Genomic DNA, 25,305 nt, shown 5'->3' with positions numbered 1-25,305 from the left:
CCGCCGGGCCGTCAGGCCAGGTTGTGTGCGGTGGGGAGGACGGCGTCAGCGAGTTCCGCGAGCTCCTCCATGGTTGCTTCGAGGGTGTCATGTTCGAACGACGTGTCGCAGATGAAGTGGGTGACACCGAGGTCGCCGTACGCTTCGATCGTCTCGGCGTTGTACGGCGCCGTCCGCAAAGGCCTTGCGGTGAGCGTGATTTCACTCATATCGCGGCCCGCCTCCTCCACGTACTGCTGCAGGGTGGCCAAGTATCCGGCGTACTCGTCGGGCGCGATCGCAAGGGGGTGCCAGCCGTCGCCGATCGCGGCGATGCGGCGCAGCGAGGCGGTGCTGTATCCCGCGAACCAGACGGGGATCGTGCCACGCACCGGCTTCGGGTACATCTTGAAGTCGTGGAGCTGGTAGAAATCGCCGTCGAAGTCGACCTCGTCTTCCTTCCACATGTGCCGCATCGCGTTGACCATCTCGGTAGTCCGCTTGCCGCGGTCCTTGAAGGGCGCTCCCAGCAGTTCGAACTGCTCCTTCATCCAGCCCACGCCGATGGCGACCGAAAGCCGGCCGCGCGACATCACGTCGATGCTCACCAGTGTCTTCGCCGTCTGGACGAGGGGACGCCACGGCAGGATCAGACAGGACGTGCCGAGCTCGATCCGCTCGGTGGCCGCCGCCGCCCACGTCAACGACGTGAGGCAGTCGAGGTACGGCGTGGCGGGATCCCACAGGAACTTGCCGTCCGAGGTGTACGGGTACGGCGTCTCGACTCGGGTCGGCAGCGCGACGTGATCAGTCATCCAGAGGGAGTCGAAGCCGATCTTCTCCGCGTACCGCGACACCTCGGTGATCGCCTCGGGCCCTGCCCACGGTCCCGCTCCCGGGATCCTGATTCCGACCTTCATTGATGCTTCCTTTCGCCGTGTTCGGTGGTCATCGGACGACCATTTCGGCCCGGAGGGCCGCGATCCGGTCGTCCTGGTAGCCGAGATCCCGGAGAATCTCGGTGGTGTGCTCGCCCAGCGAAGTCGGTGGGCGACGCACGTGGCCCGGGGTGCCCGAGAGCTTGACCGGGAGGCCCGGGACCCGCATCGGTCCGAGTTCGTCGTGGTCGATGTCGACAACGAGGTCCAGGGCCTGGATCTGGGGATGGGTGACGGCCTCGTCGTACGCGAGGACCGGGGCGCAGATGATGTCGTGGGCGGAGAGCAACTCGACCACGTCGTCACGATCGCGGGCGGCGAACCAGGGCGCGAAGGCGGAGTCGAGAGCCTCGCGGTTCTCCAAACGGGACGCAGCGTCCGCGAAGCGCGGATCGTCGACGAGAGCCTCGACACCCATCGCCCGGGTCAGCTTGACGAAGTGGCGGTCGTTGAAAGCGACCAGGTGAACGGCGCCGCCGTCACGGGTCGTATAGGCGTTGTACGGCGCGTAGAAATTGCTGCCGTTGCCGACCTTGCCCTGAATGTAGTCGGCGAGGAGGTACTGCCCCAGCCACGGAGTCTGCAGATGGAACAACGCCCCGACCAGGGATACCGAGCCCGTTTGCCCCTCTCCCGTGCGCTGTTTCGCGAAGAGTGCGACGAGCGCGGCGATCGCGACGAGGTAGCCCGCGGCGCTGTCGGCGACGGGCGGCCCGGCCTTGAGCGGCTTCCCGGAACGTTCACCGGTGGCCTCCATGAGACCGGTGAGCGCCTGAGCGACCGGGTCCATGGCGGGACGGCCCGCGAGGGGTCCGTTGTCGCCGTACCCGCTGACATTGAGGCAGATCAGGTGCGGGTGGCGTTCGCGAAGCTCGTCGGCGGTCAGCCCGAATCGCTCGCGCACCCCGGGCAGCATGTTCTCGATGAGCACGTCCGCGGTCGAGCAGAGTTCGTGGAACAGCTCGAGACCTCCGGCCGTACGAAGGTCGAGCGCGACGGCGCGCTTGTTTCGGTTGACGCCCGAGTAGACACCACTCATGCCGTCCCGTCCCGGTCCGAATGTCCGCGACTCGTCACCACCGATCGGCTCGACCTTGATGACGTCGGCGCCGAAGTCGGCGAGCAGCGACGCGCCCAACGGGCCGGCCACCATCGTCGCGGCGTCGATCACCTTGATGCCCGACAACGCTCCGCTATTTCCGGTGAACCCCATCACAAGCTCCGTTCATTATCCTGAACTCACATCATTATTTGGAACTCCACGGACGTTACGAGCACCGCCACCCGCTGTCAAGAGGGGATTTGCCGCCGATCGGCGGGCACAGTGCGCGACTCGGCCCCACCACGGCACCACGGGAAGAACCCGGATGCCGCGAGAGGCGGTCGTTCAGTCGCCGGTCTGCTCCACTACCCAGGCCGCGACCTGCGCACGGGAGGTGAAGCCCAGTTTCGCCAGGATGTGCTCCACATGACCCTGAGCGGTGCGCGGTGAGATCACCAGGCGGTCGGCGATGGCCTGATTGGTCAGGCCTTCGGCGATGAGGTCGGCGACCTGACGTTCCCTCTTGGTCAGACGCGTCGACGGGCCGGTGCCGTGCGCGGACGTGCCTGCCGGCTGTTCGCGGAGCGCGTAGGCGATCGCCGCATCGAAGCCGAGTTGCTCACCTCTGCGGTGGGCGGCGTCGAATGCCTTGTCCCCGAGCTTCTTCCGACTGCTTTTAGTGCATTCTTCATGGTAGACAAGCAAATCGGAATAGATCACCACTGCGCTTCCCACCGATCGCGCCAGCCCCTCCGCGGCTCCGAGCAGCACGGCGGCCCTCGGTTCGTCGTGGAGTCCGCAGGCGATCCAGGCGAGGGCCTCGAGACCGGAGGCGGCGACGCGTGGGCCGCGCACCTGCCGGGTCAGCTCCAGCGACTGCTCGAGCACCCGGACTGCGCGATCGTCATCGCCCTGTCGCCACACGGCAATCCCCAAGGCCCACAGCGAATGCGACCGATACATCTTCTCGCCGTGGAGTTCCGTGATCGCGAGAACACGTTCGAGGTATTCGATCGCCGGGTCCGTCAAGTCGCGGAGCCCATACGCCAGTCCCAACGGGTACATGACGGCGACTTCGAGCGTGCGATCGCCGCGTTCGGCGAACTCCGCGAGAGCGGTTTCCAGGTGCGAGGACGCGGATTCCAGTTCACCGCTGTAGAGGGCCAGCATGCCCTCGGCATAGGCAACGAGGGAGCGCATCATGGAGTCGCTCGTGTGCGCGGAGAGAGTCCGCGCCTCCGCCACGAGTGCCGCCCCCGCCTGCAGGTCACCCTGCACATCGGCCATCATGCCGGCACGCTGGAGTGCCTTGACCCACTCGACGGTGGGCGGACCGCTCTGCCGGGCGAGCAACTCCGCGAACCAGCGCCGCCCCTCGCCGTACAGACCCTGGGAGCCCCAGAACAGGAACAGTGCGGATGCGGTGCGCAGCGCTGCGGCGGGATCGTCGTCGGCACCGAATTCGAGGGCCTCCCGTAGGTTCGGTTGCTCGCGCTTCAACCTGCGGATCCAGTCCAACTGGTGGGCGCTGATCCACTCGGACTCCGCCTCCAGCGCCAGCGCCTCGTACCAATCCCGGTGACGACGACGCAAAGTCACGGTCTCGCCGGTCTGCTCGAGCTTCTCGCAACCGTACTCGCGGAGGGTCTCGAGCATCCGGAACCGCACCACCGACCCGCGCCCCTCCCGGATCAGGATCGATTTCTCCACCAGGGAGGTCAGCGTGTCGAGCAATTCGTCCGGACCCAGGCCGTCGCCGCACACCTGCTCGGCGGCATCGAGTTCGAAGCTCCCCGCGAAGACCGACAGCCTTCCCCACACCAATTGCTCACCGGCGGTGCATAATTCGAAACTCCAGTCCATGGACAACCGCAGCGTCTGCTGCCGCGTCGGCGCACCCCGGCTGCCGCGCGACAGCAGGGAATAGCGGTCGGTCAGACGCTGCAGGATCTGCTCGGGCGACATCGCCCGCAACCGGGCCGCGGCCAATTCGATCGGCAACGGCAACCCGTCGAGGCGATGACAGATCCCCGCCACCGCCGCCGCGTTGTCCTCCGTCAACTCGAACCCGGGAACCGCGGCCGCGGCACGTTCGACGAACAACGACACCGCATCGTATCTGCGCACGCTTCGCAGGGACGGCTTCCGGTCAAGCTCCGGCACGGCCAGCGGCGGCACCCGCAACACGGCTTCCCCACCGATGACCAGGGGTTCGCGGCTGGTCGCCAGAATCCGCAGCGCCGGGCACACCCGCAACAGCGTCTCGGCCAGCTCCGCCACCGCGTCCACCAGGTGCTCACAGTTGTCGAGGACCAGCAGCAGGTCCCGGGAAGTGAGGAACTCGATCAACACCTCGCGTAGCGGCCGCGCCGAATGGTCCCGCACCCCCACCGCCGCGGCCACCGCGTCCACCAGCGAAGACTCCTCACGCACGTCGCCCAACTCGACCAGCCGCGCACCGTCGCCGTAGTCGCGTTGCACCGCCGCCGCGACGCGCATCGCCAGCCGGGTCTTGCCGACACCGCCGATCCCGGTCAGCGTCACCAGCCGTGACCCGGCGAGCAGATTTTTCGCCTCGGTGAGCTCGTGCCGGCGGCCGACGAAACTCGTCAGTTCCAGGGGAAGGTTCCGCCCGCCACTCCGCGCGGACGTACCGGAAGTGCCCGTGGATCGAAACCGGCCGGACACCGGCTGCCCGTCGTTCCCCTGCGCGTCGGATTCCATACGGAGGGCCATGTCGTCGACCGGAAGACCGCGATCGACTTGGATCCGCCGCAGTTCCTCCCCGAAGTCGGCCGCCGTCGCCGGACGCTCACCGGGACTCCGGGACATCGCCCGGGCGATCACGTCGGCCACGCCGCCGGGGATCCCGTGCTCACGAAGGTCGGGCACCGGCTGGGTAGTGATCCGCAGGAACTGCGCGACCACCTGCTCCCCACTGCCGCGTTCGAACGCGGCATGCCCGGTCAGGGCACTGAACAGCGTGGCCCCGAGACCGTAGACGTCCGCGGCCGGGCTCGGCGGATCGCCCTCGAGCACCTCCGGCGCCGTATAGGCCGGCGACCCGGTGACGACACCGGTCGCGGTCTCGAAACCGCCGGAGATGTGCGCGATGCCGAAATCGGTCAACGCCGGCTCGCCGTAATCGGTCAGCAGAATGTTCGCGGGTTTGACGTCACGGTGCAGGATCCCGAGCCGATGCGCCGTCTCCACCGCACCGGCCATCTTCACCCCCAGCCGCAATACTCTGTCCAGTGCGAGAGGGCCGTCCCGACGAACCCGGACCTCCAGCGAGTCCTGCGGGTGATACGGCATCACGATGTAGGGAAGGCCGCTGTCGGTGGCGCCGACCTGCAATACGCCCACGATGTTCGGGTGACCGGTCAGCCGGCCCATCGCCCGCTGCTCCCGGAAGAACCGGGCCCGGTTCTCCTCGTCGAGATCGACGGTGAGCACCTTCACCGCCACCGTGCGATCCAGGTCCGCCTGAATGCATCGGTAGACCACCCCGAAGCCGCCGCGCCCGATCTCCCGGGCGTCGTCGAAACCCGCCGCACTCAGCTCCGACGCCACCACGGGAACGTCCTGCCGCTGTGTGTCGAGCGGATCGGTTTCACCCATCGGACGGTCTACTCACCCCGTCGGCTGATGGTCCCGAACACTGGTCCCGACGGCACGACCAGCGCAAGAACGATCGTGGGCTCACCTCTCGATAGCGTGCACTCCAGGATATAGCCGCAGACCCTGCGCGCGGGAGCATGTGAATGCCCTCGGATGCGCCGGTCCTTCGCAGATCACAGTCCGCCGACACACCCCTCGACCACGGTGGTACACGACTCGGGTCGGCCACCTGATTTCACGAGCACGCTGAGCCCGATCACCGACGCGAGCAGTTGACGAGCCGAAATGTCTGCAGGACGGTCCGCTCCGAACTCCCCGGACCGCTGCCCCTGCTCGATCGCGACCCTGAAGATGCCTTCGATCCGAGTGAACAGCTCGTCCGCTATGCGGTTCACCTCGTCGTCGACGGTGCCGAGCTCGGCCGCGGCATTGACCATGACGCACCCTCGCCGGTGCTCGCCGACCCCGGCGAGCACCGCCATCGCCGTCTCGAGGCGGGGCCTCACCGGGCCGGGCGCGGCGAACAGATCGTCGAGGTACGCGAGCCGCATCTCGGTGTAACGCCGAAGCGCTTGCAGGAACAAGTCGTGCTTGCTTCCGAAGGTGTTGTACAGGCTGCCTTTGCCGATCCCCATCTGACCAGCGAGCTCCTGGGGCGTCGTCGCGGCGTACCCCTGAAGCCAGAACAGGTCCATCGCCTTGTCGATCGCCGCATCCGCCTCGAAGAGCCTTGGTCTAGCCACCGAAGTAGGTTACTCGCGATCGCTATTTGACCTCAAGGTCAAATAGCAATACGGTGACTCTCGCCCATATTGGACCCCTAGGTCAATAACGGGGTACGCCTCTTCAGAAAGGAAGGCATTTTCCTTGTCCAATCACCGCCCGAGCACTGCCCGTGAGTCACGCGTCCGCACCCACCGACCGCTGAACCTGTTCGCGATCCCCCTGGGCCTGGCCGGACTGGCCCAGGCCTGGTCGGTCGCCACGACCGCGCTCGGCACCCCGTTTGCGCTGACCCAGGCGTTCTGGCTGATCGCAGCGTTCGCCTGGATCTGGACCGCCACCGCACACACGCATCGCGCCAGGCGCGCCGACCACGGGATTTCGCAACAGCTCACACACTTCGTCCACGGCCCACTCGCGGCCCTACTCCCGATCTCGGCGATGCTGCTCGGCGCAAACCTGCACCGCACGTTCCCGATCGCCGGCACGGCCCTGACCCTGTTCGCCATCACGGCCGGCGCGGTGTTCGGGGCATGGATGCTGAGCTTCTGGATGAGCGGAGAGATGGCGCTCGAATCCGTGCACGGCGGCTACTACCTTCCCCTCAGCGCAGCCGGCCTCGTCGGGGCGTTTGCCGCAGCCCAGATCGGCCTCGACTGGCTCGCCGTCGGAAGCTTCGCGGTCGGCCTGTTCTTCTGGGTGATCATTTCCGTGTTCCTGTTTCTCAGACTCGCGCTGCGCCCCACCATGCCCGCGCCCCTGACCCCGACACTCGCGATCATGATCGCTCCGCCTGCAGTCGGCTCGGCAGCATGGCTGACCATCTCGAACGGGCGACCCGACGCCCTGTTCGTGGCGCTCACCGCCGTCACGGCGTTCATGGTCATGGTCCAGGCGCCGTTGCTGACGCGCTACCGCGCTCTGTCGTTCTCGCACGGCTTCTGGTCGTTCACCTTCCCGGTGGCGAGTGTCGTCGCCCTCACCATCACGTGGCTCCACCTCGTACAGCCCCGCGCCTGGCAGCCCCTCACGGCCGGACTGCTCGGCGCCGCGACGCTCCTCGTGGTAACGATCGCGACGAAATCGATCCTGTTGACCTACAAGAGCGCTCAGAAGATTCGATGAGGGATGCTTGACAGATTCCGGCGCGGATCATTATGTTCAGCGTGTTCCAAATATCGTATCGGCTTCAGCATAATGAACACAGTGGCTGACCGAACTCGCCGAGTAAGGAACGGGAATGATTCTGCTGGGGTATCGCGATCACAACGTCCACGAATTGGTGTGCCACGAGATCGCCGCACGCGCGGGCTACTACGACCGACTGGGCATCGACGTGAAAGCGGTGTCCGGCACGGACCATCCGGAGGCAGCACTGTCTGCGGGGCTCGGCGGCTCCTTGGTCGAAACCCTTCGGGGGCAACGCCGATGGAAAGTTGCGCTCGTCCACACGCTTCACCCGTTGTTCTGGATCTGGACACGAAACGGGAGCACACGATCAGCCGGGCCGGCCGTCGTGGCCGGCCACCCGGAGGGATCGATCGTGTGCGCTTTCACCCAGCGGATGCTGAGTTATCGCTGGGCAGGCCGCGACGCCCCGTCGATGCTGCGCTTCCCCGCCGGAAGCGCAGGCGATCGGAAGCGACTGGAGGCACTGAGATCCGGAGAAGCCGACGCCGCCGTTCTGGGCTCCGCTTTCGCTCCCGGCACGCTGTCACGGCTCGGGCTCGCCGAATCGTTGTTCTTCGGCGTGGCCCTGAGGTTCCCCACCGCAGGTGTCGCAGTCGACGTGGGCAAGACCGGCATCGACCATCCGTCGGTTCGAAAGGTCGTCGCCGCACAGACGGCGGCGATCGCCAAGATCAGGAGCAGAGATCCCGTCGCACTCGACGCCGTGGCGTCGTTGCTCCACGACGACAGCGGGACAGATGCGCAGCGCTTGCTGTCGGACTACCTGTCCCCTCAGTACGGTCCCGATCCACGGGACATCCGCGCCGCTGGTGCAGATGCGATCGAATGGCTTGCAGGCGTGTTGAATACAGGCGGGAACACCGCCGCAGACTTCTATGAGGCGGTTCAGTGACTACTTCTCGACGTGAGCAACTGGTCGTGCACGCACTGCCCGGGACCCACGGCACGACGGTCACCGCGCGGACGCACGAGTTGACGATCGACGAAACCACGCGGTACGGCGGACACGATGCCGGCGCAAACCCGGTGGAGCACATGCTCGCCGGCATCGCGGCCGCCTCACTCGTGGTGCTTCGACTCCTCGGCGAGGTCGCGATAGCCGACTCCGCCGTGCTCACCGTGTCCGCGACCTTGAACGTCGATCGCGTCATGGGAGCCGACGACGGCGCCGTCATCGAGCTGATCCGTCTGGACTGGGAAGTGGCGAACGCAGCACACGCCGAGCGCCTGCGCGCCGCGCTTCCCGACCTCGCGAGTCGCCGACCCGGGCAAGCACTGATCGACGCTGCGGCCACCGTCGCGGAAGAGGTGTCCGTCCGCGCATCGGCGACCGCGGGCCTGTGGTGCGCGACTTGACTTACTTTGAGTACCTCAAACGTAGTTATAGACATCGTTCGTGTATCGAGCACCCTCACAAGCCAGGTGATACCTCACCCACCAGCTCCGCCAGTTCGTCGAGTGACCAGGGCGGCTCGGTCGCGTGGTCGCGGTAGGCCAGCAGTGCCGGAGTCGGTCGGTCGAATCTGCCGACGAAGCAACCTGATCCGGCGAAGATTGCCCCGGTGATACCGACGGCGAGATCGCTGACGAGGAAGAGGTACAGCTGGGCGACGTAGTCGGCGGGCGCGGGATGCAGCGAGCCGTACCGCATTGTGTCGTCGAGCATTCCCCGTCGGTGCAGTTCGTCGATGTGCTGTTCGTATTCCGCCCCCTCGGACAGTCGCGTTTTCGCGCCGGGGCACACGACGTTGGCGCGCACGCCGGATTCGGCCAGTTCGGCGGCGATGGCGAGGGTCAGACTGTTGACGGCACCCTTGCCCGCGGGATATCCGGTTCCGCCGTAGTCGCCCAGGAATGCGAACGATCCCGTGTTCACGATCGCTCCCCTGCCCCGTTCGGCCATCAGCGGCGCCACGGCCCGGCACGTACGGAACGTCGCCGTCAGATGCGCGTCGATCAGTTCCCGCCACTGCTCGTCGGTGACGGTGAGAATGGACGACCCGGCAGGCTCCGCGACGCCCGCGCAGTTGATCAGGACGTCCACGTCACCGAACGCGCATTCCGCGGCGTCGACCAAAGCCTCCGCGACGCCGTCGGCGGCGGCCGAACCCGCGACCGCGATCGCGCGGCCGCCGCGGAGCACGATCTCGTCGGCCACCGTCTCCGCCGCGTCCCGGTCGCGGCCGTTGACGACGACGCCGGCACCCTCCGCGGCGAGCGCGTGCGCCACGGCCCGCCCGATGCCCCTGCTCGAGCCGGTGACCACGGCTCCTCGCCCGTCCAGTCGTCTCTTCTCGCCTGTCGTCATCGCGCCTCCGGGAACTCGTCATTGCGGCATCCAGTTGTTCAAACTATAGTCCAGACACATGTCCAGTTTTCAGAGATCGCTGTGACACTCACCCGACTCGGAAGCGAAAATCCATGACTCTGCGCCCCACCGACGGCTCTGCTCTCCTGATCGACGGCAAACTGATTCCCGGTTCCGGCGGCACGTTCGAGGTGATCAACCCGGCCACGGAGGAAGTGCTGGGACGGGCCGCCGACGCGACCGACTCCGATATGGACGCCGCGATCGCCGCGGCCCGGCGCGCGTTCGACCACACCACGTGGTCCCGCGACCACGCCTTCCGCGCCCGCTGCCTGCGACAACTGCGCGACGTACTGCAATCCCACATCGAGGAACTGCGCGACATCACCATCGCGGAGGTCGGCGCGCCCGCCTTCCTCACCAACGGACCTCAACTCGAGGGCCCGGTGGCCGACCTCGGCTATTTCGCAGACCTCGCCGAAAGCTACTCCTGGGAGCAGGATCTGGGCATCGCCGAACCGATGGGCATCAGGACCCGCCGACGAGTCCTCAAGGAGGCCGTCGGGGTGGTCGGGGCCATCACACCGTGGAACTTCCCGCACCAGATCAACTTCGCCAAGATCGGCCCCGCGCTGGCGGCCGGCAACACAGTGGTGCTCAAACCCGCACCCGACACTCCCTGGTGCGCCGCCCTCGTCGGGCACCTCATCGCGGAGGAGACCGATCTCCCGGCGGGCGTCGTCAACATCGTCACGTCGAGCGACCATGCCCTCGGCGCGTATCTGTCCACCGACCCCCGCGTCGACCTCGTGTCGTTTACCGGTTCGACCACCACGGGGAAGGCCGTCATGGCGGCGGCGTCCGAAACGTTGAAGAAGGTCTTCCTCGAACTCGGCGGCAAATCGGCGTTCATCGTGCTCGACGACGCCGACCTCGCCGGGGCGTGCGGGGTCGCCGCGTTCACCGTGTCCACCCACGCGGGGCAGGGCTGCGCCATCACCACCCGGCTGCTGGTGCCCCGCGAAAAGTACGACGAGGCCGTCGAGGCCACGGCCCGCACACTCGGCGGACTGAGCGCGGGCGATCCTGCGAAACCCGGCACCATCTGCGGGCCACTCATATCCGCCCGGCAACGTGCCCGGGTCGAGGAGTACCTGCGGCTCGCCCGGGAGGAGGGCGGCACGATCGTCGTCGGTGGCGGCCGCCCGGCCGATCGGGACCGCGGATTCTTCGTCGAACCCACCCTGATCAGCGGCCTCGACAACACCGCGAGGGTGGCGCGGGAAGAGATCTTCGGACCGGTGCTGGTGATCATTCCGCACGACGGCGACGAGGACGCGATCAGCATCGCCAACGACTCGCCGTACGGGCTGTCCGGATCGGTGTGGGGCACGGATCCCGCACGGGTGCAGCGCGTGGTCGACGGCGTGCGCACCGGGACGCTCAGCGTCAACGGCGGCGTCTGGTATTCCGCCGACGCCCCGTTCGGCGGATACAAGCAGTCCGGAATCGGCCGCGAGATGGGTGTGGCCGGTTTCGAGGAATACCTGGAAACCAAGCTGGTCGCGGAACCGGCCCAATAGTACGCCGGCGAGCCGGCCCGATAATACAGGGAGTCAATCGATATGGGACGTTTCGACGGTAAGACTGCCATCGTCACCGGCGCCGCACAGGGCATCGGCGAGGGGTACGCGCGTGCTCTTGCCCGCGAGGGCGCCAACGTGGTGGTGGCCGACCTCAACGCGGAACTCGGCGAGACCGTGGCCAAGCAGATCTGTACCGACGGCGGGACCGCGGTGTTCAAGGACGTCGACGTCGCCGACGAGGCTTCGGCACAGGAACTCGCGGCGTTCACCGTCGAGAAGTTCGGCGGCATCGATCATCTGGTGAACAACGCCGCGATCTACGGCGGCATGAAACTCGACCTGCTCATCACCGTACCGTGGGACTACTACAAGAAGTTCATGGCCGTGAATTTCGACGGCGCCCTCAACGTGACGCGCGCCGTGTGGCCGGCGATGAACGAGCGCGGGGGCGGCTCCATCGTCAATCAGTCGTCGACGGCGGCGTGGCTGTACTCCGGCTTCTACGGTCTCGCGAAAGTCGGGATCAACGGACTCACCCAGCAGTTGGCCCACGAGGTGGGCGGCATGAACATCCGGGTCAACGCCATCGCGCCCGGGCCGATCGACACCGAAGCCACCCGCACCGTGACACCGGGAAATATGGTGGCAGACATGGTGAAAACGTTGCCGCTCAAAAGGATGGGCACCCCCGACGACCTCGTCGGCGCCTGCCTGTTCCTGCTCTCGGACGAGGCGAGCTGGATCACCGGGCAGATCTTCAACGTCGACGGCGGGCAGATCTTCCGATGACCACGACGCAGCAGGTGTCCGTCGGCTACATCGGCCTCGGCAACATGGGTGCGCCGATGGCGAAGCGGCTGCTCGACCGTCCGGGCACACTCATCGTGTGCGACACCCGGCCGGAGGCGCTGGAACCGTTCGACAAGGCGGGCGCGAAGGTGACGTCGAGTCCGCGGGAGGTGGCAGAGAACGCGGACGTCATCTCCGTGACCGTGCTGAACGACGAGCAGGTGCGCGCAGTGGTCACCCAGATCCTCGAGGCCGCGCGGCCGGGCACCGTCGTGGCGGTGCACTCCACCATCAGCGACGTCACCGCCGTCGAGTTGGCCGACCGTTGCCGCGCGCACGGCGTCGACCTGATCGACGCACCCGTCAGCGGCGGCGCCCCCGGGGCACACCAGGGGAAGCTGGCGGTGATGGTCGGAGCGAGCGAAGACGCGTTCGAGAAGGTCCGGGAGCCGTTCGGGCACTGGGCCGAACTCGTCGTGCACGCCGGCGACGTGGGCGCGGGCACCCGGATGAAACTGGCCCGGAACCTGCTGCATTTCGTCTCGTTCACCGCCGCCGCCGAGGCGCAGCGGCTCGCCGAGTCCGCCGGTCTCGACATCACCGAACTCGGAAAAGTGGTCCGCCACACCGACGCGATCACCGGTGGTGCCGGCGCGATCATGCTCCGCGACACTACCGACGCGCTCGACGTGAACGACAACTGGTACCCGATCATGTCCCACGTCCGGGACCTCGGGGAGAAGGATCTGTCGCTGGCGATCGGGCTCGCCGAACGACTCGACGTCGCGCTGCCGCTCGCGCGGCTCGCGCTCTCGGGTCTCGGTCCGGGACTCGGCGTCGACAGCACCGTGGACAAGATCGTGGACAAGGAGGAGCAGCCATGACCGACGACACCCGCACCCGCGGCCTGGCCATGATGGAGAAGGTCTACGGATTCGAGATGCAAGACGGCCCCGGCGCGCATTTCGCCGTCACCGCCGACCACCTGTTCGCCGACATCTGGTCGCGGCCGGGGCTGAGCATCCGCGACCGACGGCTTCTGCTGCTCGGGGCGCTCACCGCGCAGGGACTCGTCGACGTCGCCGAGATCCAGGTGGGCGCGGCCCTGCACAACGAGGAACTGGACGAGGACCAACTCCGCGAGATCGCCCTGTTCCTGTGCCACTACGTGGGCTGGCCGTTGGGGACGAAACTCGACGCGATGATCGGCGGGGTGCTACACAAGCGGAAGAAAGCGGCCAGAGCGGCCGCCCCGGACGCAGAGGCCACATGAGCACCGAACATCTGACACCAGAGCTACTTCGACTCGCCGACTCCGTGCCCGGCTTCATGCCGGAGGACGAGGGGACGGCCCTGCACGAGGCCGCGATGCAGTACCTGACTCCCGGTGGGGTGGGCGTCGAGATCGGCACGTACTGCGGCCGCTCCACGATCTACCTCGGGGCGGCGGCGAAGGCGCGCGGCGCGCGCGTCGTCACCGTCGATCACCATCACGGTTCCGAGGAGCACCAGCCGGGCTGGGAGTATCACGAACCGGCGTTCGTCGACCCGCACACCGGTCTGCTCGACACGGTCGGCCGGTTCCGGCACACGATGGCGGATTCGGGGCTCGAGGAGTACGTCGTGGCGGTGCTGGGCCGGTCGTCGACGGTGGCGACGTTCTGGCGCACCCCCGTGGACTTCGTGTTCATCGACGGCGGCCATACGTCGGAGGCGGCGTCGGCGGATCTCGAGGGGTGGGCGCCGTGGGTGACCGTGGGCGGCGCCCTGGTGATCCACGACGTGTTCCCGGACCCGGCCGACGGTGGGCGCCCGCCGTTCGAGATCTACGAGCGAGCACTGGCGACAGGACAATTCAAGGAAACGTCCGTCACCGGGTCGCTACGGGTTCTCGAGCGGGTGGGCGGTCAGACCGGCGAACCGCTGGCATGACAGTAGTCGCCGCACCGGTCGAGACCGATCGGTAGTCCCACGGGCAGCGCCGCGTCCCGGAAGATTCCGTGTCCGGGCGTGGTGCGGGACAACGCGTCCGCGGCGAGGATCATCGCACCGCCCGTCCACGTGGTCTGCTCGACCGGCCACCGCTTACCGTCGCTGTAGACGAGGCCGGTCCAGTACGAGCCGTCCGGATCCCGCAAGTGCTGCATGGCGGTGAACTGGGCGAGCGCACGGGCGTGCTCCCCCATCGCGTCGAGCGCCAGCACCAGCTCACACGTCTCGGCGCCGGTCACCCACGGCCGGTGGTCCACGCAGCGGATGCCGAGTCCCTCGACCACGAAGTCGTCCCACCGCGAATCGATGCGATCCGACGCGGCCTCACCGCGAACGGCGCCCCCGAGGATCGGGTAGTACCAGTCCATCGAGTATTCGTCCTTGATCGCGAACGACTCCGGGTGCTGCCTGATCGCGTGCCCAAGTGTGTATTTCGCGAATTCCCATTCCGGCTGCGGGTCGTCGACCAACCGGGCTAGCAGGAGACCGCAGTGCAGGCTGTGGTGGATGCTGGAGTTCCCGGTCAGCAGCGCCTCCGCGCAGTCCTGGCCGTTCTCGCCCCGGGCCCACCAGATTTCGCCGCTGAGCGCCTGCATGTCGACGACCAAGTCGAGGCCGCCCTGCACCGACGGCCACAGTCTGTCGACAAAGTTCCGGTCACCGGTGATCAGGTAGTGGTGCCACACCCCCACCGCGAGGTAGGCGCAGAAATTGCTGTCGGAATCGTGATTCTCGACGGTCCCGTCGCGGAACTTCATCGGCCACGAACCGTCCGGTCGCTGCGTGCGCCGCGACCACTCGTACGCGCCCTCCGCCTCGTCGCGCAGTCCGGCTGCGGTGAGCGCCATGGCGGATTCGACGTGATCCCACGGGTCTGTGTGCCCGCCGGCAAACCACGGCAGCGCCCCCGACGACTCCTGCGCTGCCGCGATCGACCGTGCCGTCTGCCGGACCTGGCTCTCCGACAGCACGTTCGGCACCGACGGGACGCCGGCGGCTCTCACCGCGGCGCCTTCACCACGCTCGGTTCCCTCGGCTTCTCGAGGTAGAACACGACACTCTTGCCGACCACCGGGTTGAGCACCTTCTCCGCGGTGCGCGTCAGCCAGGGCGCTTTCATCATGTCCCACACCAGAACCTGGTGGTACGCCTTCGCGAGGGGATTGTCGTTGTTCTCCACCCCCACCGCGCACTTGAGCCACCAGTACGGGGAATGCAGGGCATGCGCGTGGTCGCGGCCCCGCACCTCCAGCCCGGCGGCGGTGAGCTTCTCCGCCAGTTCGTCGGCGCGGTAGATGCGGACGTGGCCGCCCTCCACCTCGTGGTACGCGTCGGACAGCGCCCAGCAGATCTTCTCCGGCAGCCACCGCGGAACCGTCACCGCCGCAACACCACCCGGCTTGAGGATGCGGGTCAGCTCGGCGATCGCGCGGCCGTCGCGGGGAACGTGTTCGAGGACTTCGGAGATGAGGACGACGTCGAACGTCGCATCCTCGTACGGCAGGTTCAGCGCGTCGCCGACCTCCACCCGCGCCGAGGCGCCTGCGGGGACCTCACCGACCTCGGCCATCGCCACGAACATCTTCTCGACGTCCGCGAGTTCGTCGGCGTTCTGGTCGAAGGCGATGACGTCGGCGCCGCGTCGATACAGCTCGAACGAGTGCCGTCCGGCACCGGCCCCGATGTCGATCACCTTGTCGCCGGGCTTCACACCCAGCCGGTCGAAGTCCACGGTCAGCACGGTTGGCCTCCTTGACGGGTCTGCGCTATCGCTTCGGCATAGGTCTGCGCGGTTGTCGCGGCCACTGCGGCCCAGCTGTAGCGCTCGAGCACGCGTCGGCGGCCACCGTCGCCGAGCCGGGCGCGGCGCTGCGGGTCGTCGAGCAACGCGCCCAGCACGTCCGCGAGTGCCTGCGGGTCGCCGGGCGTCACCAGCACCCCCGCCTCCTCGTCCGTTCCCACCACCTCGGGAATGGCGCCCGCGCGGCTCGCGACCAGCGGGGTGCCGCACGCCATCGCCTCGACGGCAGGCAGCGAGAAACCTTCGTACAGCGACGGGACGCACGCGACGTCGGCCGACGCGAGCAGCCCGGCCAGTTCGGCGTCGTCGATGCCCGACACGGTGCGGACGACGTCGCCGATGGCCAATTCCTCGATGAGCTTCTCGGTGACGCCGCCGGGTGCCAGCTTGGTGACCAGCACCAGTTCGACGGCGCGTTCGGTGTGCACCTTCGCGACCGCTTCGAGGAGCGTCGACACCCCCTTCAGCGGCATGTCGGCGCTGGCCACGCACACGACGCGGCCCGGAACCCGTTCGGCGGCCGGGGGTCGGAACATCTCGGTGTCCACCCCAAGCGGAACGGTTCGCAGGTTCGCGGCGGGAACGTCGAACGCGGCGCTGATGTCGTCGGCGGACGACTGCGACACCGTCAGCAGTGCGGGGATGGCGCGCGCCACCCGCTTCTGCATGCGCAGGAAGCCGTACCAGCGGCGGACCGTCACCTTGCGCCACCACTTCGCCGACGCGAGATCCAGTTCGCGGTCGCGGGTGATCGGGTGATGGATGGTGGCGACGACGGGGAGCCCGGCCCGCTGGAGTTGCAGCAGCCCGTAGCCGAGGCACTGGTTGTCGTGCACCACGTCGAACTCGTCGGCGCGCTCCTTCAGCAGCCGGGCCGCCCGGAGGCTGAACGTGAGCGGCTCCGGGAAGCCGGCCGTCCACATGGTCGCGACCTCGAGCACGTCGACGGCGTCGCGGAACTCGCGCGGGTGCGGCGTTCTGAACGGATCCGGCTCGCGGTACAGGTCGAGGCTGGGGACCTTCGTCAGCGTCACCCGGGGGTCGACGTCCGGGTACGGCTGGCCCGAGAACACCTCGACCTGATGGCCGAGTTCGACCAGCTCACGGCTGAGATGGCGGACGTACACACCCTGCCCACCACAGTGGGGCTTGCTTCGGTACGACAAGAGTGCGATGCGCACGGACTTCGGCCTCTCCTCGAGCAACTGGCAAGCAATACTAGAACACGTTCTTACTCGGGGTGTGTCCTCGTTCCATCCAACCGCACTCACTCACCCCACCGCGGTCGACTCGCGCAATCCCTCGAGTTTTCCCGCCAGGCGTCCGAGGTAGGCGAGGACCTCCTCCTCGCTGCGGTCGGGCACTCCGTACACGACCTCGGTGACGCCGAGGTCCTTCCATCGGCGCAACTTGTCGACGTCCGGTTTGCCGTCGAGCACGACGATCCGCGGTTCGCCGTCCCTGCCGGCCTCCCGCCACATCCGTCGCAGCGCGGCGACGCGGTCATCGATGTCCTGCTCGATCGGAGTGGTCATCCAGCCGTCGGCGGACTTCACGATCCACTTGAAGTTCTTGTCGTTGCCGGCGGCGCCGACGACCACCGGCGGCACCCGCACCGGCTTGGGCCACGCCCAGCTCGGACCGAAGCTCACGAACTCGCCGTCGTAGGACGCCTCGTCCTGCGTCCACAGCGCACGCATCGCCTCGAGGTACTCCCGCAGCATCGTCCGCCGCCGCCCCGGCGGGACGTTGTGGTCGGTGAGCTCGTCCAGATTCCACCCGTACCCGACGCCGAGGATCACCCGCCCGCCGCTGAGGTGGTCGAGCGAGGCGATCGTCTTGGCCAGCGTGATCGGATCGTGCTCGACGGGCAGCGCCACCGACGTGCCCAGTTCGATCCGCTCCGTGACCGCCGCCGCCGTGGCGAGCGCCACCCACGGGTCGAGGGTGCGCATGTACCGGTCGTCGGGCAGCGACGCGTCCCCCGTCTGAGGATGCGCCGCATCGCGTTTCACCGGAATGTGCGTGTGCTCGGGAACGTAGAACGAGTCGAACCCGTTGGCCTCTGCACCCCTCGCGGCCGAGGCCGGCTCGATCCCGCGGTCACTCGTAAACAACGTTATGCCGAATTTCACGAATTCTCCTTGGCCGAGAGCCTTTTCCTTCATGCACACTAACTTCTGGACACCTGTTTATCAATGTGTCCAAACAACTCTCCAGTTCTCGGGGCGGCCGGACGAACGGGACGCTCGTTGGATCTGACGCAACGGGCGTCCCACTCGTCCCCCAGGTGAGCGGCAATGCGTCCCCCAGCACACATCGCCACTCACCTGCTCAGGCGCCGTAGACCGGGACCGGGTCCTCCGCCTTCGCGAGCAGGTCCGCGACGACGGGCCCGATCTCCTTCGGCTCCCAGCGCGCGCCCTTGTCCTGGGCCGGGCCGTGCCGCCAGCCCTCGGCGACGGTGATCTTGCCTCCCTCGACCTCGAACACGCGCCCGCTCACGTCCTTCGAGTCCACACTCCCGAGCCACACGACGAGCGGCGAGATGTTCTCCGGCGCCATCGCGTCGAAGCCCTCCTCGGGTGCGGCCATCGCCTCGGCCATCGCACCGCCGGCGCCGACCGTCATCCGGGTGCGGGCGGCGGGCGCGATCGCGTTGACGGTGACGCCGTAGTTCTTCAACTCCGCGGCCGCCTGGATGGTCAGCTCCGCGATCCCCGCCTTCGCGGCGGCGTAGTTGCCCTGCCCGATCGAGCCCTGCAGTCCGGCACCGGAACTCGTGTTGACGATCCGGGCGTCCACCGGATTGCCCGCCTTCGCCTCGGCCCGCCAGTACGCGGCGGCGTGCCGCAGCGTCGCGAAATGACCCTTGAGATGCACGCGTACGACGGCGTCCCACTCCTGCTCACTCATCCCGACGAGCATGCGGTCGCGCAGGAACCCGGCGTTGTTCACCAGCACATCGAGCCGCCCGTACGTGTCGATCGCCGTCCGGATCAGGTTCTCGGCCCCGGCCCAGTCCGCGACGTCGTCGCCGTTGACGACGGCCTCGCCGCCCGCAGCCACGATCTCCGCGACTACCTGCTCGGCGGGACTCTCCCCGGTCGCGGAACCGTCGAGTCCGGCCCCGATGTCGTTGACCACGACCTTCGCCCCCTCGGCGGCGAACGCCAGCGCATGGGCGCGTCCGATTCCGCGCCCGGCGCCCGTCACGATGACGACGCGACCGTCGACCACTCCACTCATGCCTTCTCCTCTGTAGATGCTGTAACTGATGTCGATGCCGTCGCTGCCGCCAGGAAGGCGGGTCGTTCCCCGCCGCCGTGGACGGTCAGTGTCGAACCGCTGACGTACGCCGCCAACGGTGAAGCCAGGAACACCGCGCAGTTGCCGACGTCCTCGGGGCAGGCCATCCGGCCCAGCGGGACCGTGTTCCCGACCGCCGCGATCCCCGCCTCGTCCCCGTAGTGCAGGTGCGCGAGTTCGGTGCGGACCAGGCCGACGACCACCGAGTTGACCCGCACCTTCGGCGCCCACTCGACCGCCAGGCTGGTGGTCAGGCTGTCGACGCCGGCCTTCGCCGCCCCGTACGCCGCGGTGCCGGGCGAGGGCCGCGACCCGCTGACGCTGGAGATGTTGACGATCGCGCCCCCCGAATCCTGCGTCTGCATCTGAGCATTCGCGACCTGCGAGACGAGCAGCGGGGCAAGGAGGTTCAGCTCGACGATCTTCGAGTGAAACTTCGGGCTCGCGTCCGCCGCGAGGGCGAACGGCGCCCCGCCGGCATTGTTGACCAGGACGTCGAGGCGGCCGTAACGCTCGACGATCCGGTCGACGAGACCCTGCACCTGCTCCGGGTCGCGGATGTCGCACGGCAGGAATTCGGCGGCGCGTCCGTCCACCTCCACGGGGTCGTCGCCCGGTCGGCGAGCGCAGGCGACCACCGTCGCACCCGCCCGCAGGAAGGTGCGGCTGATACCCGCGCCCACCCCGCGAACTCCGCCGGTCACGAGCACGACACTTCCGGTCATGTTGGAACCTGTTTCCATCGTGCTACCCTACCAAGCAATTGCTTGGTGCGTGAAGTGCGGATCTGACGAGGAGAAAACAGTGGGAATTCGGAGCGAGACAGATCCGGGGGGCATCACCACGGTCACCGTCGACTACCCGCCCGTGAATGCCATCCCCTCCCGGGGCTGGTTCGAGTTGGCCGACGCCGTGCTCGACGCGGGCCGGAACCCGGACACCCACGTGGTGATCCTGCGAGCCGAGGGACGCGGGTTCAACGCCGGCGTCGACATCAAGGAAATGCAGGCCACCGAGGGGTACGGCGCGCTGGTCGACGCCAACCGGGGCTGCGCGGCCGCGTTCGCCGCCGTCTACGACTGCGCCGTGCCCGTGGTGGTAGCCGTCAACGGGTTCTGCGTCGGCGGCGGCATCGGACTGGTCGGCAACGCCGACGTGATCGTGGCATCGGACGACGCCGTCTTCGGACTGCCCGAGGTCGACCGCGGCGCACTCGGCGCCGCCACCCACCTCGCCCGACTCGTCCCCCAGCACATGATGCGCACCCTGTACTACACGGCGCAGAACGTCACCGCCCAGCAACTCCAGCACTTCGGGTCGGTGTACGAGGTGGTGCCGCGCGAGAAACTCGACGACACCGCCCGCGACATCGCCGCCAAGATCGCGGCCAAGGACACCCGGGTCATCCGCTGCGCCAAGGAGGCGATCAACGGCATCGACCCCGTCGACGTGAAGACCAGTTACCGCCTCGAGCAGGGCTACACCTTCGAACTCAACCTGGCGGGCGTCGCTGACGAGCACCGCGACGAGTTCGTCGAAACCGGCAAGCCCCGCTCCAACTCGAACAACAGGAAAGGCTGACATCGATGGCGAGCAAGCGCGACAAGAGGATGTCGCTCGACGACGCGGTCGGGGAACTGCGCAGCGGAATGACCATCGGCCTCGGCGGCTGGGGTTCGCGCCGTAAGCCGATGGCGCTGGTCCGGGCGCTGCTGCGCTCGGACGTCACCGACCTCACCGTCGTCACCTACGGCGGCCCCGACCTGGGGCTGCTCTGCTCGGCGGGCAAGGTGAAGAAGGCGTACTACGGGTTCGTGTCCCTCGATTCGGCCCCGTTTTACGACCCGTGGTTCGCGAAGGCGCGCACCGGCGGCGAGATCGAGGTCCGCGAAATGGACGAGGGCATGGTGAAGTGCGGACTCGAGGCCGCCGCCGCCCGACTGCCGTTCCTGCCGATCCGCGCCGGACTCGGCTCCGACGTCCGGAACTTCTGGGGCGACGAACTGCGCACCGTCACCTCCCCCTACCCCGACGCGTCCGGCCGATCGGAGACGCTGATCGCGATGCCGGCCCTGAATCTCGATGCGGCACTGGTGCATCTGAACCTGGGCGACAAGCACGGCAACGCCGCCTACACGGGGGTCGACCCCTACTTCGACGACCTGTACTGCGCGGCCGCCGAGAAGCGATTCGTCTCCGTCGAACGCGTGGTGGAGACCGAGGAACTGGTGAAAACCGTTCCGCTGCAGAACCTGATCCTCAACCGCATGATGGTCGACGGCGTCGTCGAGGCACCGAACGGCGCCCACTTCACCCTCGCAGGCGACAGCTACGGCCGCGACGAGAAGTTCCAGCGCCACTACGCCGAATCGGCGAAGACCCCCGAGGGATGGCAGCAGTTCGTCGACACCTACCTGTCCGGCAGCGAGGACGACTACCAGGCGGCCGTGAAGCGATTTGCAGAGGAGTCCCAGGCATGACCGAGACCACCACCGACGTCACCCGCGCCGAATACTGCGCGATCGCGTGCGCCGAGATCTTCTCCGGCGCAGGCGAGATCATGGCCAGCCCCATGGCGACGCTGCCGTTGATCGGCGCCCGCCTCGCGCGACTGACCACCGAACCCGACCTGCTCATCACCGACGGCGAAGCACTGATCTTCGCCGACACCCCCGCCGTCGGAGCGAAGGCACCGATCGAGGGCTGGATGCCGTTCCGGAAGGTGTTCGACGTCGTCGCGTCCGGTCGCCGCCACGTGGTGATGGGTGCCAACCAGATCGACCGGCACGGCAACCAGAACCTGTCGGCGTTCGGCCCGCTGCAGCAGCCGACCCGGCAGATGTTCGGCGTCCGCGGCGCGCCCGGCAACACCATCAACCACCCCACCAGCTACTGGGTGGGCAAGCACACGTCGCGGGTGTTCTGCGACCAGGTCGACATCGTCTCCGGCGTCGGCTACGACCAGATCGACCCCGACAATCCGGCCTACCGGTTCCACCACCTGCACCGCGTGGTGACCAACCTCGGGGTGTTCGACTTCGGCGGACCCGGACACACGTTCCGGGCGCTGTCGCTGCACCCCGGCGTCACCGCCGAACAGATCGTCGAGAACACCTCGTTCGAGGTGGCAGGGCTGGCCGACGCCGGCGTGACCCGCGAACCCACCGAAGAAGAACTGCGGCTGATCCGCGAGGTCCTCGACCCCCGCAGCCTGCGCGACCGGGAGGTGTCGGTATGAGCACGCTCCGCACCGCACTGACCGACCTGGTCGGTGTCCAGCACCCGGTCGTGCAGACCGGAATGGGCTGGGTCGCCGGACCGCGTCTCGTCGCCGGCACCGCCAACGCCGGCGGTCTCGGCATCCTCGCGTCGGCCACGATGACGTACGACGAACTCGAAGCGGCGATCACGAAGACGAAGACCCTCACCGACAAGCCGTTCGGGGTGAACATCCGCGCCGACGCCACCGACGCCCCGCAACGCATCGACCTGCTCATCCGGGAGAACGTGCGCGTCGCGTCGTTCGCGCTGGCCCCCAAGCAGGAACTGATCGCGAAGCTGAAAGCCGCCGGGGTGGTGGTCATTCCGTCGATCGGCGCCGCGAAACACGCCAAGAAGGTGGCGTCCTGGGGCGCCGACGCGGTGATCGTGCAGGGCGGCGAGGGCGGCGGGCACACCGGACCGGTGGCCACCACCCTGCTGCTGCCGTCGGTGCTCGACGCCGTCGACATCCCCGTCGTCGCGGCGGGCGGCTTCTACGACGGCCGCGGGCTCGCCGCCGCCCTCGCCTACGGAGCCGCCGGCGTCGCGATGGGCACCCGCTTCCTGCTCACCCAGGAATCGACGGTCCCCGACTCCGTCAAACAGGAATACCTCGCCCGCGGACTGCAGGACACCACCGTCTCCCGCAAGGTCGACGGCATGCCCCACCGGGTCCTCAACACCGAACTCGTCGACAGCCTCGAACACTCCGGCAACGTCCGCGGACTGGTCGCCGCCGCCCGCAACGCGTCGAAATTCAAGGCCATGACCGGGATGAAATGGTCGACGCTCGTCAAGGACGGCCTCGCCATGAAGAAGTCCGGCGACCGCACCTGGCAGCAGATCATCATGGCCGCCAACACCCCGATGCTGCTCAAGGCCGGGCTAGTCGACGGCAACACCCACGCCGGCGTCCTCGCCTCCGGTCAGGTCGTCGGGCTGCTCGACGACCTGCCCACGTGCAAGGACCTCATCGACGGCATCGTCGCCGACGCGATCAAACGCATCGACGCACTCGGCGCCCTGCGCGCCTGAGCGCAACAAACGGGACGCTCGTTGGATCTGACGCAACGAGCGTCCCGTTCGTCCGGCTAAGAGGTGGCGGCCTTCGCCGCGCTCAGCTGGATGACGCGGCCTTCGCCGCGATGCGCGCCCGGACCTCCGGCCGTCGCAGCGGGGGCACGGTCTGCGGGGGCTGCTTGCGCGCCGGCAGTGCGGCGAGGAGTTTCGTGGTGGCCGCGGTGACGACGGCCACCGCCTCCTCGAACGGCTCACGGTTGGCGTCGGAGAGCTTCTGGATTCCGCTGACCTTCCGGACGTATTGACGCGCCGCCGCCTCGATCTCCTCCGCGGTGGCCGCCGGTTCGAGTCCGCGCAGCTCGGTGATGTTTCGGCACATGACTCGACGATAGCGCCGCCCGGTCGTCCGCGCGGCCCGTCGACGCCGGGCGAATGTACCTCTCGGCGCTGCCGAGGCGCCGAAAGGTACATTCGCCCGGCGGGAAAACGGGCGGTCAGCCCCGGGCCGGCTCCAGAGCATCGGCATCGGCGTCCGCAGGCGCGGCGTCGGTCTCGACGTCCGGGAGCGGGGTTCGGGATCGCGCGGCCACGACGGCGGCGCCGAGCAGGACCAGGGCGACGAGGCACTGCGAGCTGCCGATCACCTCCCGGACGGCGGCCTCCACCCAGCCGGACGAGGACGACTGCAGCACGAAGTTGGGGCCGATCAGGAAGATCAGCGTCGCGGCGCCGACCAGCGGCCGCCAGCTGCGGTACTGCGGTGCGATCAGGATCGGAATCAGCAGGATGCTGTACGCCCAGTGGTGGGTGACGGCGAACGGCGCGGCGAGCAGCGAAGCCAGGGCCACGATCGACAGTGCGATCAGGTGTTCACCCGACCGCGTGAACCGGTACGCCGACCATGCGGCGGCGGAGACGATGACGGCCGCGCTGAGCACCCAGAGGATGCTGGCGAGCCTGCCTTCCGCCCCGAGCCGGGCGATGACGCCGGTGACGGCCTGGTTGCGGAAGAAGTCGGGCGCGCCCGCACGGCCGGTGGCGAAGAATTCGGTGGTCCAGAACCACACCGACGACTGCGGCAGCAGCCAGAAACCGAGTCCGACGGTGACGAGGATCGTGGCGAGCGACCGTCCGATCGAGCGGAAGTCGCGGCGGACGAGCAGGACGAGCAGGAAGGCTGCCGGGGTGATCTTGATTGCCGCGGCGAGGCCGATCGCGATTCCGCGGAACCTCTTCGGGATCACCCCGGTGCAGTCGGCGACCACGAGCGCCATCAGGATGATGTTGATCTGACCGAAGTCGAAGTTCGAGCGCATCGGCTCGAGGAGAAGTACCGGCCCCATCGACAGCAGAGCGAGAAGTTCGGGGCGGCCGACGTCGAGTTTCGACAGCGCCACCTTGACCATCCACCACACGAGCCCGAGGTTGAGTGCGCACCACAGGGCCTGCAGGACCGAGGGGTCGATCTCCGCCATCGGCGCGAACAGGATCGCCGCGAAGGGTGCGTAGATGAACCTGAACCCGGAACTGCTCGGGAAGTCCGCGGAGTAGAGCGGCAGCCCGCTGACGAAGGCGTGGCCGGCGTCGCGGAACACGGAGAGGTCCATCAGGTAGCCCGTTGCCGCATCGAACTCCCGGTAGGCCACCACCCCCACGGAGAGGACGCCCACGAGGAGCGCGACGGCATGGAGACGATAATCCCTGAACTTCGATTCACTCTGTAACAAGAATTTGTTCTTTCATGA

At 67.8% G+C, this 25,305-nt stretch carries 25 protein-coding genes; 12 read left to right on the top strand and 13 right to left on the bottom strand.

Features of this window, described 5'->3' with window-relative positions:
- Window positions 1-11 precede the first annotated feature (11 nt).
- From I1A62_RS33275 to I1A62_RS33260, 4 genes are all read right to left on the bottom strand, one after another.
- The gene (locus I1A62_RS33275) at window positions 12-899 is read right to left on the bottom strand and encodes an LLM class F420-dependent oxidoreductase (protein ID WP_124390141.1); all 888 of its coding nucleotides are present in this window, start codon (window positions 897-899) and stop codon (window positions 12-14) included.
- A gap of 28 nt (window positions 900-927) precedes the next feature.
- A complete protein-coding gene (locus I1A62_RS33270; protein ID WP_219456563.1) occupies window positions 928-2,130 on the bottom strand; it encodes a CaiB/BaiF CoA-transferase family protein in 1,203 nt (400 codons plus the stop codon).
- Window positions 2,131-2,304: 174 nt separating this feature from the next.
- A complete protein-coding gene (locus tag I1A62_RS33265; RefSeq protein WP_219456562.1) occupies window positions 2,305-5,580 on the bottom strand; it encodes a protein kinase in 3,276 nt (1,091 codons plus the stop codon).
- Window positions 5,581-5,753: 173 nt separating this feature from the next.
- Entirely contained in the window at window positions 5,754-6,323 is a 570-nt protein-coding gene (locus tag I1A62_RS33260; RefSeq protein ID WP_219456560.1) for a TetR/AcrR family transcriptional regulator, read from the bottom strand.
- Between the two features lie 124 nt (window positions 6,324-6,447).
- Between I1A62_RS33260 and I1A62_RS33255 the strand changes: the two genes are divergently transcribed.
- The 3 genes from I1A62_RS33255 to I1A62_RS33245 all read left to right on the top strand — a co-directional run bounded on the left by I1A62_RS33255 (window position 6,448) and on the right by I1A62_RS33245 (window position 8,850).
- Window positions 6,448-7,428 carry a potassium-tellurite ethidium and proflavin transporter gene (locus tag I1A62_RS33255; protein WP_219456558.1) on the top strand — a complete coding sequence of 327 codons (981 nt, stop codon included), beginning with the start codon at window positions 6,448-6,450 and terminating at the stop codon, window positions 7,426-7,428.
- 115 nt (window positions 7,429-7,543) lie between these two features.
- Window positions 7,544-8,386, top strand: a complete 843-nt coding sequence (locus tag I1A62_RS33250; protein WP_219456557.1) for a hypothetical protein — start codon at window positions 7,544-7,546, stop codon at window positions 8,384-8,386.
- Window positions 8,383-8,850, top strand: coding sequence for an OsmC family protein (locus I1A62_RS33245; RefSeq protein WP_219456555.1), 468 nt, complete (start codon window positions 8,383-8,385; stop codon window positions 8,848-8,850). Before I1A62_RS33250 ends, I1A62_RS33245 begins: the two co-directional genes overlap by 4 nt.
- Before the next feature lie 55 nt (window positions 8,851-8,905).
- Here the strand turns inward: I1A62_RS33245 and I1A62_RS33240 are convergent, their stop codons facing one another.
- On the bottom strand, window positions 8,906-9,802 hold the full coding sequence (locus tag I1A62_RS33240; RefSeq protein WP_219456553.1) for an SDR family NAD(P)-dependent oxidoreductase: 897 nt from the start codon (window positions 9,800-9,802) through the stop codon (window positions 8,906-8,908).
- A 113-nt stretch (window positions 9,803-9,915) separates the two neighbouring features.
- Between I1A62_RS33240 and I1A62_RS33235 the strand changes: the two genes are divergently transcribed.
- Genes I1A62_RS33235 through I1A62_RS33215 form a run of 5 tightly spaced genes read left to right on the top strand, consistent with a single transcriptional unit; the run spans window position 9,916 to window position 14,109 of the window.
- A complete protein-coding gene (locus tag I1A62_RS33235; RefSeq protein ID WP_219456552.1) occupies window positions 9,916-11,385 on the top strand; it encodes an aldehyde dehydrogenase in 1,470 nt (489 codons plus the stop codon).
- Window positions 11,386-11,427: 42 nt separating this feature from the next.
- A complete protein-coding gene (locus I1A62_RS33230) occupies window positions 11,428-12,177 on the top strand; it encodes an SDR family oxidoreductase (protein ID WP_124390149.1) in 750 nt (249 codons plus the stop codon).
- Window positions 12,174-13,061 carry an NAD(P)-dependent oxidoreductase gene (locus I1A62_RS33225; RefSeq protein ID WP_219456550.1) on the top strand — a complete coding sequence of 296 codons (888 nt, stop codon included), beginning with the start codon at window positions 12,174-12,176 and terminating at the stop codon, window positions 13,059-13,061. The genes I1A62_RS33230 and I1A62_RS33225 overlap by 4 nt, the downstream gene beginning before the upstream one ends.
- A complete protein-coding gene (locus I1A62_RS33220) occupies window positions 13,058-13,450 on the top strand; it encodes a carboxymuconolactone decarboxylase family protein (RefSeq protein ID WP_087558137.1) in 393 nt (130 codons plus the stop codon). Before I1A62_RS33225 ends, I1A62_RS33220 begins: the two co-directional genes overlap by 4 nt.
- Complete coding sequence (locus tag I1A62_RS33215; protein WP_124390151.1) at window positions 13,447-14,109, top strand: class I SAM-dependent methyltransferase; 663 nt, start codon at window positions 13,447-13,449, stop codon at window positions 14,107-14,109. The genes I1A62_RS33220 and I1A62_RS33215 overlap by 4 nt, the downstream gene beginning before the upstream one ends.
- Here I1A62_RS33215 and I1A62_RS33210 read toward each other — a convergent pair.
- From I1A62_RS33210 to I1A62_RS33185, 6 genes are all read right to left on the bottom strand, one after another.
- Window positions 14,085-15,173, bottom strand: a complete 1,089-nt coding sequence (locus I1A62_RS33210; RefSeq protein ID WP_219456548.1) for a prenyltransferase — start codon at window positions 15,171-15,173, stop codon at window positions 14,085-14,087. The genes I1A62_RS33215 and I1A62_RS33210 overlap by 25 nt on opposite strands.
- The gene (locus I1A62_RS33205; protein WP_011597010.1) at window positions 15,170-15,910 is read right to left on the bottom strand and encodes a class I SAM-dependent methyltransferase; all 741 of its coding nucleotides are present in this window, start codon (window positions 15,908-15,910) and stop codon (window positions 15,170-15,172) included. The genes I1A62_RS33210 and I1A62_RS33205 overlap by 4 nt, the downstream gene beginning before the upstream one ends.
- Window positions 15,904-17,151, bottom strand: coding sequence for a glycosyltransferase family 4 protein (locus I1A62_RS33200; protein ID WP_124390154.1), 1,248 nt, complete (start codon window positions 17,149-17,151; stop codon window positions 15,904-15,906). Before I1A62_RS33200 ends, I1A62_RS33205 begins: the two co-directional genes overlap by 7 nt.
- A 90-nt stretch (window positions 17,152-17,241) precedes the next feature.
- Window positions 17,242-18,105, bottom strand: a complete 864-nt coding sequence (locus I1A62_RS33195; protein WP_124390155.1) for an LLM class F420-dependent oxidoreductase — start codon at window positions 18,103-18,105, stop codon at window positions 17,242-17,244.
- Window positions 18,106-18,304: 199 nt separating this feature from the next.
- Window positions 18,305-19,219 carry an SDR family oxidoreductase gene (locus I1A62_RS33190; RefSeq protein WP_072938835.1) on the bottom strand — a complete coding sequence of 305 codons (915 nt, stop codon included), beginning with the start codon at window positions 19,217-19,219 and terminating at the stop codon, window positions 18,305-18,307.
- A complete protein-coding gene (locus tag I1A62_RS33185) occupies window positions 19,216-20,022 on the bottom strand; it encodes an SDR family oxidoreductase (protein WP_219456547.1) in 807 nt (268 codons plus the stop codon). Before I1A62_RS33185 ends, I1A62_RS33190 begins: the two co-directional genes overlap by 4 nt.
- Window positions 20,023-20,083: 61 nt before the next feature.
- On the opposite strand from I1A62_RS33185, the gene echA20 reads away from it, so the two are divergent.
- The 4 genes from echA20 to ipdC are packed head-to-tail and all read left to right on the top strand — an operon-like array spanning window position 20,084 to window position 23,575.
- Window positions 20,084-20,860 carry a (7aS)-7a-methyl-1,5-dioxo-2,3,5,6,7,7a-hexahydro-1H-indene-carboxyl-CoA hydrolase gene (gene echA20 / locus I1A62_RS33180; RefSeq protein ID WP_072938840.1) on the top strand — a complete coding sequence of 259 codons (777 nt, stop codon included), beginning with the start codon at window positions 20,084-20,086 and terminating at the stop codon, window positions 20,858-20,860.
- A 5-nt stretch (window positions 20,861-20,865) separates the two neighbouring features.
- Window positions 20,866-21,759, top strand: coding sequence for a cholesterol ring-cleaving hydrolase subunit IpdA (ipdA, locus tag I1A62_RS33175; protein ID WP_124390159.1), 894 nt, complete (start codon window positions 20,866-20,868; stop codon window positions 21,757-21,759).
- A complete protein-coding gene (gene ipdB, locus I1A62_RS33170) occupies window positions 21,756-22,517 on the top strand; it encodes a cholesterol ring-cleaving hydrolase subunit IpdB (RefSeq protein WP_219456545.1) in 762 nt (253 codons plus the stop codon). Before ipdA ends, ipdB begins: the two co-directional genes overlap by 4 nt.
- Complete coding sequence (gene ipdC / locus I1A62_RS33165) at window positions 22,514-23,575, top strand: (3aS,4S,5R,7aS)-5-hydroxy-7a-methyl-1-oxo-octahydro-1H-indene-4-carboxyl-CoA dehydrogenase (RefSeq protein WP_124390161.1); 1,062 nt, start codon at window positions 22,514-22,516, stop codon at window positions 23,573-23,575. The genes ipdB and ipdC overlap by 4 nt, the downstream gene beginning before the upstream one ends.
- 82 nt (window positions 23,576-23,657) lie before the next feature.
- On the opposite strand, the gene I1A62_RS33160 is transcribed toward ipdC, so the two are convergent.
- Both I1A62_RS33160 and I1A62_RS33155 read right to left on the bottom strand, forming a co-directional pair.
- Window positions 23,658-23,939, bottom strand: a complete 282-nt coding sequence (locus I1A62_RS33160) for a DUF2277 family protein (protein ID WP_219456544.1) — start codon at window positions 23,937-23,939, stop codon at window positions 23,658-23,660.
- Between the two features lie 115 nt (window positions 23,940-24,054).
- Window positions 24,055-25,287, bottom strand: coding sequence for a glycosyltransferase family 87 protein (locus I1A62_RS33155; RefSeq protein ID WP_219456542.1), 1,233 nt, complete (start codon window positions 25,285-25,287; stop codon window positions 24,055-24,057).
- Between the last annotated feature and the right edge of the window lie 18 nt (window positions 25,288-25,305).

The organism is Rhodococcus sp. USK10 (genome assembly GCF_019378875.1).
Classification (GTDB): domain Bacteria; phylum Actinomycetota; class Actinomycetes; order Mycobacteriales; family Mycobacteriaceae; genus Rhodococcus_F; species Rhodococcus_F pseudokoreensis.
Note: the sequence above shows the minus strand (reverse complement) of the source record. Positions and strands in the feature narration are given on the sequence as shown.

Bases quoted from the DNA above. Each gene is read 5' to 3' on its own strand.
- I1A62_RS33185 (WP_219456547.1), bottom strand. From the start codon at position 20,022: ATGGAAACAGGTTCCAACATGACCGGAAGTGTCGTGCTCGTGACCGGC.
- I1A62_RS33215 (WP_124390151.1), top strand. From the start codon at position 13,447: ATGAGCACCGAACATCTGACACCAGAGCTACTTCGACTCGCCGACTCC.
- I1A62_RS33250 (WP_219456557.1), top strand. From the start codon at position 7,544: ATGATTCTGCTGGGGTATCGCGATCACAACGTCCACGAATTGGTGTGC.
- I1A62_RS33190 (WP_072938835.1), bottom strand. From the start codon at position 19,219: ATGAGTGGAGTGGTCGACGGTCGCGTCGTCATCGTGACGGGCGCCGGG.
- I1A62_RS33230 (WP_124390149.1), top strand. From the start codon at position 11,428: ATGGGACGTTTCGACGGTAAGACTGCCATCGTCACCGGCGCCGCACAG.
- I1A62_RS33270 (WP_219456563.1), bottom strand. From the start codon at position 2,130: ATGGGGTTCACCGGAAATAGCGGAGCGTTGTCGGGCATCAAGGTGATC.
- I1A62_RS33225 (WP_219456550.1), top strand. From the start codon at position 12,174: ATGACCACGACGCAGCAGGTGTCCGTCGGCTACATCGGCCTCGGCAAC.
- I1A62_RS33265 (WP_219456562.1), bottom strand. From the start codon at position 5,580: ATGGGTGAAACCGATCCGCTCGACACACAGCGGCAGGACGTTCCCGTG.
- ipdC (WP_124390161.1), top strand. From the start codon at position 22,514: ATGAGCACGCTCCGCACCGCACTGACCGACCTGGTCGGTGTCCAGCAC.
- I1A62_RS33240 (WP_219456553.1), bottom strand. From the start codon at position 9,802: ATGACGACAGGCGAGAAGAGACGACTGGACGGGCGAGGAGCCGTGGTC.
- I1A62_RS33275 (WP_124390141.1), bottom strand. From the start codon at position 899: ATGAAGGTCGGAATCAGGATCCCGGGAGCGGGACCGTGGGCAGGGCCC.
- I1A62_RS33220 (WP_087558137.1), top strand. From the start codon at position 13,058: ATGACCGACGACACCCGCACCCGCGGCCTGGCCATGATGGAGAAGGTC.
- ipdA (WP_124390159.1), top strand. From the start codon at position 20,866: ATGGCGAGCAAGCGCGACAAGAGGATGTCGCTCGACGACGCGGTCGGG.
- I1A62_RS33160 (WP_219456544.1), bottom strand. From the start codon at position 23,939: ATGTGCCGAAACATCACCGAGCTGCGCGGACTCGAACCGGCGGCCACC.
- ipdB (WP_219456545.1), top strand. From the start codon at position 21,756: ATGACCGAGACCACCACCGACGTCACCCGCGCCGAATACTGCGCGATC.
- I1A62_RS33235 (WP_219456552.1), top strand. From the start codon at position 9,916: ATGACTCTGCGCCCCACCGACGGCTCTGCTCTCCTGATCGACGGCAAA.